Source organism: Paenarthrobacter sp. 4246 (assembly GCF_040546855.1).
In the GTDB taxonomy this organism is placed as follows: domain Bacteria; phylum Actinomycetota; class Actinomycetes; order Actinomycetales; family Micrococcaceae; genus Arthrobacter.
In genome coordinates this window covers 1-13,207 of record NZ_JBEPOP010000006.1, presented here as the reverse complement: position 1 = coordinate 13,207, position 13,207 = coordinate 1, and the positions used below count along the sequence as shown (strand labels likewise).

Here is a 13,207-nt window from a genome sequence, read left to right as displayed (position 1 = left end):
GCATCAAAACAGGAGCCATTGGTGGATTCAAACGACGTCCAGGCAGATCTCAAGCACGTTCTTTACACCAAAGAGCAGATCCAAACGCGCATCGCGGAACTCGCAGCGCAGATCGACAAGGACTACGAGGGCCGCGACATCTTGATCGTCGGTGTCCTCAAGGGTGCGGTCATGGTCATGGCTGACCTGGCGCGCGCACTGCACAGCCACGTCAGCATGGACTGGATGGCTGTCTCGTCCTACGGCTCCGGTACCCAGTCTTCCGGCGTGGTCCGGATCCTCAAGGACCTTGACACCGACCTCATGGGCAAGGATGTCCTGATTGTTGAGGACATCATCGATTCCGGACTGACCCTTTCCTGGCTCAAGTCCAACCTCGAGTCCCGTGGCACGGCCAGCGTCGAGATCTGCACGGCCTTCCGCAAGCCGACCGCCGCCAAGGTGGAGATCGACGTCAAGTACGTTGGCTACGACATCCCCAACGAGTTCGTGGTGGGCTACGGCCTCGACTACGCCGAAAAGTACCGCAACCTGGACTTCGTGGGCACCTTGGCCCCGCACGTTTACGAGTAAGCGCACTTCTTCGTTTCACGCCGCCGCGCCCTTTTCCGCCGTTCGCACCCGTAACCTCTGGTCCGTGTGGCGGGAGTGGGTGCGGCGTTTGCGCTAACGGCTTCATCCGTTGGACGGCTGCATTCAAGGGGTGCCCTGGGGGAGGCCTCGGAGCTACACTGAACCATGACCGGTGCCCCTGCCCGTCTCCTGGCATGGCTCGTCGTCTTGTCGACGTTTCTCACGGCCTGCACTCCTGCGGTAGATGTCAACGGGACAGCTGCCGCCCAGTCCAGTGCGGCCGCGTCGGCCCCGCCAATCGCCGGGGACGTCGCAACTCCTGCGCCCGCCACCGTCCCCACACTGCCCCCAGCGCCTGCTCCACCTCCCGCGCCTGCACCTCCACCGCCAGTACCCCAGGCTTTCGCGCTGAACCTCTACCAAGAGGGTGACTTCGTGCCGCAGTACACGTTTGATTGGTGCGTAGCTGCCAGCATCCAGATGGCACACAACCTTATTGATGACACCAGAGGCGGAATCTGGGCATCCTCCGCACAGCAAAGCGAGCTGTGGGAGATGGCCCGTGCGCGGTCATCGAATTCGTTCAACGGTGCCAACCCCCGAGGCTGGGCGCAGGTGTTGACTGAGGTTGGATTGGGCCCGTACTCGGTGGTCAGCGTCGCGACCTACGAGGACACGCTGCAGACGGCGGCGCGTGCCATAGCGGAAACTGGCCGGCCAGTAGGGTTGGTCATGTGGAGCGGCCGGCATGCTTGGGTGATGAGCGGCTTTGAGTCCATGGGTGATCCCGCGCAGTTCCCGGAGTTTCAGGTAACGGGGATTCGCGTCCTGGATCCGCTCTATCCCCACGGCAGCGGGCAATGGGGTCCCTCTCCGGAGCCCAACAGCCTGCTCACTCCTGAGCAGTTGGCAACACAGTTCGTGGTCCGTGAGCCCCGGCGCTGGAGTACCGACCTGCCCGCTGGTTATTTGCTGGTGCTTCCGGTCGCAGCCTGACCAAGCAGCATCGAGACCACTCGGAAGCAACCAAGGTGGTGCACTGCCCACCAAGCGTAAACCCCTGTCCCAGCGCCCTCGAGGCGAGTATCCTGTGTACGCCCAGAGGGAACTTTTGGACTTTCCGGTGCGTGAATTACTGGGAACGGTGTATAGCTTGAAACTGAAGCAGCACCACTCGCGCGCAGAAGTTGCGCCTTGCAGCACTACCAGGAGGGACGGGGCAAAACCCCGATCAGATGAAAGCTAAGAGTTTCTTCAAGGGCCCGGGCATCTGGATTGTTGTCGTCGTTGGCTTGCTCCTGGTGGCATTCGCAACACTGGCTCCGGGCGGTTCAACGCGCATTGACACCAAGGAAGGCCTGGAACTCCTTTCCCAGAGCGGGAAGGTTGAGCAGGCCAAGATTTTCGACGCCGAGAACCGCGTTGACCTGGTGCTCAAGGACAACCTGAACCTGGACGGCCAGGACAAGGGCAAGAACGTACAGTTCTTCTACGTCACGGATCGTGGTCCGGATGTGGTGAAGGCAGTCACCAACGCCAACCCGGAAAAGGGCTTCACGGACCAGCCGATCGAGAACAACTGGTTCTCCGGCCTGTTCTCGCTGCTCATCCCGGTGCTGCTGCTCGGTGTGCTGTTCTGGTTCCTGCTTTCGCGTATGCAGGGCGGCGGCTCCAAGGTCATGCAGTTCGGCAAGTCCAAGGCCAAACTGGTCAACAAGGACATGCCGCAGGTGACCTTCTCCGACGTTGCCGGTGCTGACGAAGCTGTGGAAGAGCTCCAGGAAATCAAGGAGTTCCTCCAGGAACCGGCCAAGTTCCAGGCTGTTGGCGCCAAGATCCCCAAGGGCGTGCTGCTTTACGGCCCTCCAGGTACGGGTAAAACGCTGCTGGCCCGCGCTGTTGCCGGCGAAGCCGGCGTTCCCTTCTTCTCCATCTCCGGCTCGGACTTTGTTGAAATGTTCGTCGGCGTTGGTGCTTCCCGCGTCCGTGACTTGTTTGAGCAGGCCAAGGCCAGCTCTCCGGCCATCATCTTCGTGGATGAGATCGACGCCGTTGGTCGTCACCGTGGTGCCGGCATCGGCGGCGGCAACGACGAACGTGAGCAGACGCTGAACCAGCTCCTCGTGGAGATGGACGGCTTCGACGTCAAGACCAACGTCATCCTCATCGCTGCCACCAACCGTCCGGACGTCCTGGACCCCGCGTTGCTGCGCCCGGGCCGCTTCGACCGCCAGATCACCGTGGAAGCCCCGGATATGATCGGCCGCGAGCAGATCCTGAACGTTCACGCCAAGGGCAAGCCCATGGCGCAGGGCATCGACCTCAAGGCTGTTGCCAAGAAGACCCCGGGTTACACGGGCGCTGACCTGGCCAACGTCCTGAACGAGGCCGCACTTTTGACCGCGCGTTCCAACGCCAACCTGATTGACGACCGCGCACTGGATGAGGCAATCGACCGTGTCATGGCCGGCCCGCAGAAGCGCAGCCGCGTCATGAAGGAACTCGAACGCAAGATCACCGCGTACCACGAAGGTGGGCACGCTTTGGTTGCCGCTGCCCTTCGTAATTCGGCACCGGTCACCAAGATCACCATCCTTCCCCGTGGCCGCGCGCTCGGCTACACCATGGTGATTCCTGAGGACGACAAGTACTCGATCACCCGCAACGAACTGCTGGACCAGATGGCCTACGCCATGGGCGGCCGCGTCGCTGAAGAAATCGTGTTCCACGACCCCTCCACAGGTGCTTCCAATGACATCGAGAAGGCAACTTCCACGGCCCGCAAGATGGTCACGCAGTACGGTATGAGCGAACGCGTTGGAGCTGTAAAGCTGGGCCAGGGCGGCGGCGAGCCGTTCCTCGGACGCGACGCCGCACAGGAACGCAATTTCTCCGACCAGATCGCCTACGTTGTGGACGAAGAAGTGCGTCGACTCATTGACCAGGCCCACGACGAGGCCTACGCCATCCTCACGGAAAACCGGGACGTCCTGGACCGTCTGGCGCTGGAACTCCTTGAACGGGAAACCTTGAACCAGGCTGAGATTGCCGAGATCTTCCACGACATCCGGAAGCGCGATTTCCGTGAGATCTGGTTGTCCAAGGAATCCCGTCCGGTCCAGTCCATCCCGCCCGTGGAAAGCCGGGCGGAAAAGGCTGAACGAGAAGCCCAGGAGGAAGCCAAGCAGGCGCGTCTGGACGAACCGCTGGACGTCGTCGCTCCGCACGCCCAGGGGGTCAGCAGCCAGGATTCCTTCCAGGCGCCGCGACCTGACGGCGGCAACGACTCCACGCATCACGGCTAAGCTATCTGCCGTGACTCATTTCGACGACGACGACGACCTCGCCGCCGCCCACGGTTCCGCCGCGGGCTCCAAGCAGGCCCATAAAGTAGACCGTCCGCGCATTGAAGCGGCAGTCCGCGAGATCCTCCTGGCTATTGGTGAAGACCCTGACCGTGGCGGCCTCCAGGACACGCCCAAACGCGTGGCCAGGGCGTACGCCGAGGTTTTTGCGGGGCTCCACCAGCATCCGGCGGACGTCCTTTCCACCACGTTCGACCTCGATCATGAAGAGCTTGTCCTCGTGAAGGACATTCCGTTCTACTCGACGTGCGAGCACCACCTGGTGCCGTTCCACGGAGTGGCACATGTCGGTTACATTCCGTCACATGACGGGAAGGTGACAGGCCTCAGCAAGCTGGCGCGGTTGGTCGACATCTACGCGCGCCGGCCGCAGGTGCAGGAGCGCCTCACGACGCAGATCGTTGAGGCGCTGGTGAAGCACCTCAACCCGCGTGGCGCCATTGTGGTCGTCGAATGTGAACACATGTGTATGTCCATGCGCGGCATCCGCAAGCCCGGCGCGAAGACCGTCACCAGCGCGGTGCGCGGTCAGCTCCATGACCCGGCCACCCGCGCCGAGGCCATGAGCCTCATACTCGGAAGGTAATCACTATGGACTCCCTCGCTGCAGCACCCGGAACCGGCCCGGCCACAAGCCCGTTGCCGGTTCTCCGTAAGCCGCGCCCCGCGGCCAGGTTTGAGGACCTGCCAACGGACCGCACGCTCGTCATGGGAATCCTCAATGTCACCCCGGATTCCTTTAGCGACGGCGGCACCCACCGGACGCCGGACACGGCTATCGCGCTGGGCTTGCGCATGTTCTACGCCGGCGCGGACATTATCGACGTCGGTGGCGAGTCCACGCGCTCTGGCGCCGAACCGGTTTCCCCGGAAGAAGAACAACGCCGTGTCATTCCGGTGATTCAGGCATTGGTTAAGGCTGGCGCGCTGGTCAGTATCGACACGATGCACACGTCCACGGCCGCCGCAGCCGTGGAGGCTGGTGCGGCCATCATCAATGATGTGTCCGGCCTGACCATCGAGCCCGGTATGCCTGAGCTCGTGGCCCGGACCAAGGTCCCGTACATCCTCACGCACCGCCGCGGCGACGCCATGACCATGGACAGCCTGACGGATTACGACAACGTGACCCAGGACGTGGTGGCTGAACTCAGCGGCGTCCGCGACAAGTTGTACGCAGCGGGCGTTGCCCCGGAGCAGATCATCATTGATCCCGGAGTCGGGTTCTCCAAGAACGAGGACCAGAACTGGGAAATCCTCAAGAACCTTGATCAGCTCTTCGGGCTGGGCCACAAGGTGATGGTGGCTGCTTCCCGCAAGCGGTTCCTCGGTTCGCTCCTCACTGTTTCGGGCAAGTCGGCTGCTCCGCTGGAACGCGACGCTGCCACCGCTGCAATCACCGCTTTGAGCGCCACCAAGGGCGCCTGGGCTGTCCGCGTCCACGACGTCGGCCCCAGCCTTGACGCCGTCAAGGTCGCCGCCCGCATCGCACGCTGATAGGAAACGCTGTGGACAGGATCACGCTGACCGGCGTCACTGCCGTCGGTTATCACGGAGTGTTCGATTTCGAGCGCCGTGACGGCCAGCCTTTCGTGGTGGATGCCGTGCTCCACACGGATTTCACCAAGGCCGCGGAGACAGATGACCTGCAGTACACAGCGCACTATGGTGAAGTTGCCGAGCTGATCACGCGGCACATCGAGGGCGAGCCCTTGAACCTGATTGAGGGTCTGGCCGTGAGGATCGCGGAGGGAATCCTCGCGAACTACAGCGTGGCCGCCGTCGACGTCACCGTCCACAAGCCCAAGGCCCCCATTGAGGTGCCGTTTGGCGACGTTACTGTCAGCGTGCACCGGGAGCAATCATGACTTCCGGCTACACCAAGGCCATACTGGCCCTCGGCAGTAACCTGGGGGAGCGCAACGACACCCTTTCCACTGCGGTTGCGGCCTTGGTGGATCCGCCGGAAGTGCGGCTCCTTGGAGTTTCCCCGGTGGTGCAGACCAAGGCAGTCGGTGGTCCGGAAGGGCAACCGGACTTCCTGAACATGGTCATGGCCGTAGAAACCACGTTGCCCCCGCTGGAACTCTTGAAGCATTGCCACGATGTCGAACAGCAGCACCACCGTACGCGCGAGGTTCGCTGGGGTCCCAGGACGCTGGATGTGGACATCATCGTGTTCGGCGACGTTGTAAGTGAGGATCCCACTCTTACTCTTCCCCATCCACGGGCAGCTGAGCGCGCTTTCGTGCTTTATCCGTGGTCGTTGTTGGAACCGCACGCACAGTTGAATGGGCGCAGTGTTGCTGAGTTGGCCGCCGTCGCCGCTGACATGCCGGATATCCGGCGTTTCGATGGCTATGGCGATGTCGCCGGCGTGCCTGCGACGGGAGCGGTGGAGCAGCAATGAAAGCAATGCGCCCGATGGCTCTGGTGCTCATCGCGGTCATCGCTGCGGTTATTGGCTGGTTGGCAACCGCCACCACCAACCGCTTCAGCATGCCCACCCCGGTCCTGCCGGTATCCGCGCTGGTGACCATGGCCGTTATCGCGGGCCTCACACTCATCATGGGCATTCGCGTGCTGCGCTGGCGCAACGGCAAGAAGAAGAATCTGCTCAATCCAATTCTGGCGGCCAGGACGTTGATCCTGGCCCAGGCCTGCGCCTATGCGGGAACCTTGCTCCTTGGCTGGCATGCCGGAATTTCCATGGACCTTCTCCGGATCGGCAGCTTGCGCGGCGGCGAGGGAATACTGTGGAACGCACTGCTGATGGGCGGCGGTGGCGTGGTAATGGTGGTGGTTGGGCTCGTGGTGGAGCGCTTCTGCCGGATCCCACCCGAGGATCTTGAAGGTGGAACTGCCGGACCGGGGACCCGTCGCGGCGAAACCAAAGGCGAAGGCGAGTATGCATACCGAGGCGATTGATCCTCCCGACGTCCAGTGGCTTCGGGTTTCTCCGAGGTACGTCACCGTGCGGTTGGTGGAGTGGGCCATCGGCAATGTCCTGATGCTGGCGGTCCTCAGTTTGCCGCTCATATTTGTGCTGCTGGGTTGGTGGCGCTGGCCTCCGTTGTGGCTCGCCATCACGGTTCCTGCAGTGATGTTGGTCCTGGCGCTGTGGCGACTGGTGCTTATTCCCCGCCAGGTACGCGCCATCGGCTATGCAGAACGCGACGACGACCTCCTCATCCGCCGCGGTATCTTCTTCCAGCGCACCATGGTGGTTCCCTACGGCCGGATGCAGTACGTGGACGTTTCGGTTGGACCGGTTGAACGCAGCCTGGGACTGTGCACGCTCAAACTCCACACGGCATCGACTGGAACCAACGCGCACCTGCCAGGGCTTCCGGCAGAGGAAGGCGCACGGCTGCGCGAACAGCTTTCGGCCCGCGGAGAAGCCAGGCTGGCCGGGCTGTGAGCCCGGAAGGCAACGCGGCGGTGAGCCTTCCGGATCAACCGGAAGCAAAGGTCGACGGCGATTGGAACCGCGTCCACCCGGCATCACCTTTCGTTCGCGGCTGGGTGGCGCTTGCCGCCGTCGGGTTCTTCTTTGGCCGTGACGCTTTCGAACGCATGCTGCAGGGCAGGGATTTTCTGGATCCAAACCTGAACGGCCGTGTGCCGTGGCTTTTGGCCGGCGGCGCTGTGGTGCTGCTGTTGACCGTGGGCAGTTTCATCCTGAGCTGGTATTTCACCCGCTACCAGGTGGCTGAAGGGTACGTGCGCGTCAACACCGGTTTCCTGTTCAAGCAGCAGCGGCAGGCCCGATTGGACCGTGTCCAGGCCATCGACATCGTTCAGCCGCTTTTGGCGCGGATCTTTGGCCTCGCTGAACTCAAGTTTGAAGTGGCCGACGCCGGCGAGTCGGCGGTGCGGCTCGCTTACCTTCCGCTCGCCCAGGCGAAGCAATTGCGCGCCACCATCCTTGCTCGGGCCGCCGGCGTTGTCAGCGAGCCCGGTAAGGAAGAGGAAATTCCCGAGGCGCCGGAGCATGTGGTGCTGTCCGTCCCGCCGGCACGGCTCATCGGGTCCCTCGTGCTGAGCGAGCAGACGGTCGGAATCCTGATCGGTGCCGCCGTGGTGGTAGCTGTCTCCGTTTTCACAGAGAACCAGACGCTGTTCTTGGCGCTCATCCCCGGCATCCTGGGCATCGGTGCTGCGTACTGGAACTCCTTCAACAAGGGCTACAACTTCACGGCAGCCATATCGCCGGACGGTATCCGCCTTCGATACGGTCTCCTGGATACCCAGGCGCAGACCCTGCCTCCCGGACGCATCCAAGCAGTCATGGTGACGCAGCCGCCCCTCTGGAGGATTTTCGGCTGGTACCGGATGCACGTCAATGTGGCCGGTTATGGGGTGTCAGGCAGTACCGAGGGTGCCGCCCGCACCATGCTGCTGCCCGTTGGCATGAAGCCCGATGTCCTGCGGATGATGTCCTTGGTGCTGCCGGACCCTGGGGTAGAGGATCCGGAGCGTGTCTTTACGGCCGGACTGGATGGGTTGGCTCCGGCCGCGCCCGACGCCACCCCGACGGATGAATTTGTCACCACACCACGCCGCGCACGGTTGCTTGCTCCCCTTGGCCGGCGCCGCAACGGATTCCTTGCCACACGCACGGCCCTGTTGATCCGATCCGGCCGTTGGTGGCACACGCTGGTCCTTGTGCCGCATCAGCGGACGCAGTCCATGGCGCTCCATCAGGGTCCGTTGGCTCGCCGCTTCGGAGTGGCCGATCTTGTCCTCCACACCACCGCGGGACCTGTTTCTCCCCGGGTCTTCCAAGCTGATGCCGCGCAGGCCGTGGAACTCTTCGACCAACAGGCTGCCCGCGCCAGGGAAGCCCGGAAACGGCAGACGAGCGAGCAGTGGCTGGCGCAGGTGGCACCGCAGGCTCCGGAGGTTGCAGCCGCAGCGGAGGTTGCGGCTACGGCGGAACAGCTGCCCCAGCCGGCTCAATCCGCGCCGCCCCGGCCAATCGAGCCGGAACACCCCCACACTTCATCGCAACAGGAGGACCGCCACGATGGCTAGGCCAGGACGACTCGGAGTCGGAATCATCGGCGCCGGCAAGGTGGGCGCCGTGTTGGGTGCCGCTTTGCGCGCGGCCGAGCACGCCGTCGTCGGGGTTTCCGCTGTGTCCGAGGCGAGCCGAGAACGGGCTGAGAACCTTCTTCCCGGCGTCCCGATCATGGAGATTCAGGACATCGTGGAGCGCTCGGAACTGGTGCTGTTGGCCGTTCCGGACGATGCCCTCGGTGAATTGGTCGCAGGGCTCGCCAAGCTGGGCGCCTGGCAGCCTGGCCAACTGGTGGCGCACACGTCCGGCCGGTTCGGCGTCGGAATCCTCAACCCTGTCCGCGCGGTGGGTGCGATCCCACTGGCGCTGCACCCGGCCATGACGTTCACGGGCATGAGCCTGGACCTGACCCGGCTCATGGATTGCACTTTTGGTGTTACCGCGGATGCGGCCATGCTGCCGATCGCTCAAGCCCTCGTGGTGGAGATGGGGGCCGAGCCGGTGGCCATTGCCGAAGCCGACCGCACCCTCTACCACGCGTCCCTTGCGCATAGCTCGAACCACATGGTCACGCTGGTGGCCCAGGCATCCCAGATGCTGCGGGAGATCGGCGTCGAAAACCCGGAGTCCATGCTGGGTCCGCTGTTGCGCGCCACGCTGGAGAACGCCCTTGCATCCGGCGAATCGGCGCTGACCGGTCCCGTGGCGCGTGGGGATGTGGGTACCGTTTCCGCGCACGCCCAGGCACTGAAAGAGTACGACGGCGGTGCGGGCGGCGATGTTCTCGCGGCCTACCAGGCCATGGCGCGGGCCACCGCACGCAGGGCGGAAAACCGCGGGCTCCTGCGGCCCGAACAACTGAATGAGATCGACGAAGCCTTGGGTGCCGACCCCAAGTCGCCGGAAGGACACTGAACAGCATGGCCATAAAACTCGTGACCACCGCGGCGGAACTGCGTGCTGAAAGTGCACGCTTGCTGGCATCGAAGGGCGGCAATTCGCAGGGATTGGTCCCCACCATGGGTGCCCTGCACTCAGGCCACGCGGCACTGGCACGAACCGCCGCGGCCGAGAACGACGTGGTGGTGGCCACCATCTTCGTTAACCCGCTGCAATTCGGCGACGCCGTGGACCTGGACCGCTACCCGCGCACGCTCGACGCCGACATGGCCCTGCTGGACGCCGAAGGCGTTGACCTGGTGTTCGCGCCGTCCGTTGACGAGGTGTATCCCGGCGGACAGCCCCTGGTGCGGGTAACCTCCGGACCGTTGGGCGAAAAATGGGAAGGTGCTTCGCGCCCCGGTCACTTTGACGGCGCCCTGACCGTAGTGGCCAAGCTGCTGCACTACGGACTTCCCGGAGGTACTGCCGTAGACGGCACGACGGCGGCCTACCGGGCTTACTTTGGCCAGAAGGACGCGCAGCAGTTGGCTTTGGTGAAGCGGATGGTCTCGGACCTGAACTTCCCGGTGGAGATCGTTCCCGTGCCCATCGTTCGCAGTGAGGACGGCCTGGCGCTTTCAAGCCGGAACAGGTTCCTTTCCGATGAGGAACGAGAAGCCGCTCTTGTGCTGTCGCGGGCTTTGCACCTTATTGAGTCCCGGGCAAACGCCCACGAACCACTGGACCTGGACTCCGCCGTCGCGCTTGTTGAATCCCAACCGTTGGTGGAACTGGACTATTTCGACGTCGTCAACCCCAACACCCTGGAACCGCTCGCCGAGAACTGCAAGGAGACGCCGTTCCGCGGGGAAGGACTGGCGATCATCGCGGCCAAGGTGGGGCCGGTGCGGCTCATCGACAACGCTCCTCTGTTCTCCTAACGTTTGGAATTTTTCTACTGACGGGAATTGGATAGATGCTTAGACTGTTCTAGTCTTCACCGGCATCGATCGCCGGACATCAAATCCAACCCTTGGGGAACCCTCATGTCTACCGACGTCACGTCCGACGCCAACGGCAAGCCTGAATCCGGAGCATCCGGTTCGGTCGCCTCTGCAGAGGCAACGCCTTCCCAGGCCCCGCAGGCGCCGGTGTCGCAGGCGCCGGTTTCCGGGAAGATGTCACGTGAATCAGTGACGGTCATCGTCACTCTTTTGGTGGCAACCTTCGTGGTGATCCTCAACGAGACCATCATGAACGTCGCTCTCCAGCGGCTCATGACGGACCTCCAAGTGAGTGCGTCCACTGTGCAGTGGCTGGCTACCGGCTTCATGCTGACCATGGCTGTTGTCATTCCCACCACTGGGTTCATCCTTCAGCGGATGAGCACCCGCGGGGCGTTCATGCTGGCCATGGGTCTCTTCAGCGGTGGTACGTTGCTGGCCGCCTTGGCGCCGGGTTTCCTCGTGCTGCTGCTGGCACGCATCGTTCAAGCCGGCGGCACCGCCATCATGCTGCCGCTGCTGATGACCACCATCCTGACGCTGGTACCCATGTCCAAACGCGGTGCCGTCATGGGCAATGTCAGCATTGCCATCTCGGTTGCTCCGGCCATGGGTCCCACCGTTTCCGGCATCATCCTGGACCACTTCTCCTGGCGCTTCATGTTCGTGTTCGTGCTGCCTGTTGCCTTGGCGGCTTTCGCGATAGGTGCCAAGTACCTCACCAACGTGGGGGAGCGCGAGAAGACCACGCTTGACGTGCCTTCCGTTATCCTCACTGTTCCCGCCTTTGGTGGCCTGGTTTACGGTCTGAGCCAGATTGGTGGCGCCGAGGCCGGCGTTGTTCCTGTTATCGCGCTGGTGGTGGGTCTTCTCTGCTTGGCACTTTTTGTCTTCCGGCAGCTCAAGCTCCAGAAGTCCGACGCCCCGCTGCTGGATCTTCGTGCCTTCAAGTTCCGCATGTTCACGGTGTCCACGCTGCTGATGGTGGTGGCCATGATGGCCCTGTTCGGTGGTGTGATTTTGTTGCCGCTGTACCTGCAGAACACGCTGCACCTGCAGCCGTTGGAGACTGGACTCGCACTTCTGCCAGGCGGTTTGGCCATGGGCCTGCTGGGTCCGGTCATTGGACGGATTTTCGACAAGGTAGGCCCCCTGCCGCTCACCGTCTCCGGTTCCGTGCTCATGGTCCTGACGCTGTGGCAGTTCTCCCGCCTGGATGAGGGAAGTTCGCTTGGCTGGGTTATTGCTTTGCACGTCACCCTGAGCCTTGGCCTTGCCCTGCTCTTCACGCCGGCGTTCACCACTGGCCTGAACCCGCTGCCGCCGCACCTTTACTCGCACGGTTCGGCGATCATCAGCACCGCGCAGCAGGTAGCCGGTGCAGCCGGTACGGCGCTGCTGGTGTCCATCTATGCAGTGGTTTCTGCGTCGTCCGGTCTTGTGGCCGGCATGCAGGCGGCATTCCTGGCCGCGACCGTCATTGCACTCGCTGCCGTGGTGCTCGGCGCCATGATGCGCAAGACCGACGGCGCTGGAGGACACGGCGCCCACTGACCCCGAGGCTGCTTACCACCGGTTTCCCGCAAAGCTCTCCCACCGTGGTGGGGGAGCTTTGTTGGTTATGGGGTGGTGCAGGAGGCCTCGGCAGGTGATTCGTCCCCAGCGACTCCTGAGCGTGCACTCTTTCCGACGCTCTCTCATGTTCCTCGGGTTTGGGGTGGATGCTCTCTCGCGTCCCTCGGGTTTGGGGCGGTCGCTCTCTCACGTCCCTCGGGTTTGGGGTCGTCGCTCTCTCGCGTCCCTCGGGTTTGGGGCGGTCGCTCTCTCACGTCCCTCGGGTTTGGGGTGGATGCTCTCTCACGTTCCTCGGGTTTGGTCTGGGGTTCGACGGCGGTGGTGGGGTGGGGTTGTGTCGGTGGTTGCGGTGGGGTGGGGTTGTGTGACGGGCTTCACTTGGGCTGGTTTGGGGTGTGTTGGGGTGGTTTTGGGGTTGTTTTCCTTGTGTTTGCGGGGTTTTTGGGTGGTGTTGGGGTGGATTTGGTGTGGGGGTGTGGCGCGTGTAAAGTTATTCGAGTCGCCGCCGCTGATGCGGAAAGATGGCGACCGACTCCCTTCAAATTGCCGGTTTCGGTGGTGCTTTTGTGTGCTGCTGGTTGGTGTGGGAGGCCCGGGTTCTGGTTTGCTTTGTGCGGCTGGTTCGGGTAACTTTGAAAAGTTGCTCCGGAGCGATCCTGGACCCTTGTGGGTGTGGGTGGTGCCGGTAGTGTCTGTTGTTTGAGAACTCAATAGTGTGCCAAGTTTGTTGATACCGATTGTTTTATTGATTGGTTGAAATTATGGCTGGATCATTGCGCACCCCC

Annotated in this window: 13 protein-coding genes; all 13 read left to right on the top strand. The window is 62.9% G+C overall.

The features are described from left to right. Window positions 1–21 precede the first annotated feature (21 nt). The gene (gene hpt / locus ABIE35_RS12235; RefSeq protein ID WP_011772910.1) at window positions 22–573 is read left to right on the top strand and encodes a hypoxanthine phosphoribosyltransferase; all 552 of its coding nucleotides are present in this window, start codon (window positions 22–24) and stop codon (window positions 571–573) included. Window positions 574–738: 165 nt separating this feature from the next. Then, window positions 739–1,569, top strand: a complete 831-nt coding sequence (locus ABIE35_RS12230; RefSeq protein WP_354515249.1) for a hypothetical protein — start codon at window positions 739–741, stop codon at window positions 1,567–1,569. Between the two features lie 239 nt (window positions 1,570–1,808). After that, window positions 1,809–3,878, top strand: coding sequence for an ATP-dependent zinc metalloprotease FtsH (gene ftsH, locus ABIE35_RS12225; protein WP_089593194.1), 2,070 nt, complete (start codon window positions 1,809–1,811; stop codon window positions 3,876–3,878). A gap of 10 nt (window positions 3,879–3,888) precedes the next feature. Beyond that, window positions 3,889–4,524, top strand: coding sequence for a GTP cyclohydrolase I FolE (gene folE / locus ABIE35_RS12220; protein WP_354515248.1), 636 nt, complete (start codon window positions 3,889–3,891; stop codon window positions 4,522–4,524). Between the two features lie 5 nt (window positions 4,525–4,529). After that, window positions 4,530–5,435, top strand: a complete 906-nt coding sequence (gene folP / locus ABIE35_RS12215; RefSeq protein ID WP_354515246.1) for a dihydropteroate synthase — start codon at window positions 4,530–4,532, stop codon at window positions 5,433–5,435. Window positions 5,436–5,446: 11 nt separating this feature from the next. After that, a complete protein-coding gene (gene folB / locus ABIE35_RS12210; protein WP_354515244.1) occupies window positions 5,447–5,806 on the top strand; it encodes a dihydroneopterin aldolase in 360 nt (119 codons plus the stop codon). After that, a complete protein-coding gene (gene folK / locus ABIE35_RS12205) occupies window positions 5,803–6,348 on the top strand; it encodes a 2-amino-4-hydroxy-6-hydroxymethyldihydropteridine diphosphokinase (protein WP_354515242.1) in 546 nt (181 codons plus the stop codon). The genes folB and folK overlap by 4 nt, the downstream gene beginning before the upstream one ends. Next, window positions 6,345–6,866, top strand: a complete 522-nt coding sequence (locus ABIE35_RS12200) for a DUF3180 domain-containing protein (protein WP_354515241.1) — start codon at window positions 6,345–6,347, stop codon at window positions 6,864–6,866. The genes folK and ABIE35_RS12200 overlap by 4 nt, the downstream gene beginning before the upstream one ends. Then, a complete protein-coding gene (locus ABIE35_RS12195; RefSeq protein ID WP_354515239.1) occupies window positions 6,847–7,359 on the top strand; it encodes a PH domain-containing protein in 513 nt (170 codons plus the stop codon). Before ABIE35_RS12200 ends, ABIE35_RS12195 begins: the two co-directional genes overlap by 20 nt. After that, window positions 7,356–8,975, top strand: a complete 1,620-nt coding sequence (locus ABIE35_RS12190) for a PH domain-containing protein (RefSeq protein WP_354515237.1) — start codon at window positions 7,356–7,358, stop codon at window positions 8,973–8,975. Before ABIE35_RS12195 ends, ABIE35_RS12190 begins: the two co-directional genes overlap by 4 nt. Beyond that, window positions 8,968–9,876 carry a Rossmann-like and DUF2520 domain-containing protein gene (locus tag ABIE35_RS12185; RefSeq protein WP_354515236.1) on the top strand — a complete coding sequence of 303 codons (909 nt, stop codon included), beginning with the start codon at window positions 8,968–8,970 and terminating at the stop codon, window positions 9,874–9,876. Before ABIE35_RS12190 ends, ABIE35_RS12185 begins: the two co-directional genes overlap by 8 nt. A gap of 5 nt (window positions 9,877–9,881) precedes the next feature. After that, window positions 9,882–10,784, top strand: coding sequence for a pantoate--beta-alanine ligase (gene panC / locus ABIE35_RS12180; protein WP_354515234.1), 903 nt, complete (start codon window positions 9,882–9,884; stop codon window positions 10,782–10,784). Between the two features lie 105 nt (window positions 10,785–10,889). Then, window positions 10,890–12,401, top strand: a complete 1,512-nt coding sequence (locus ABIE35_RS12175; RefSeq protein ID WP_354515232.1) for a DHA2 family efflux MFS transporter permease subunit — start codon at window positions 10,890–10,892, stop codon at window positions 12,399–12,401. Window positions 12,402–13,207: the final 806 nt, after the last annotated feature.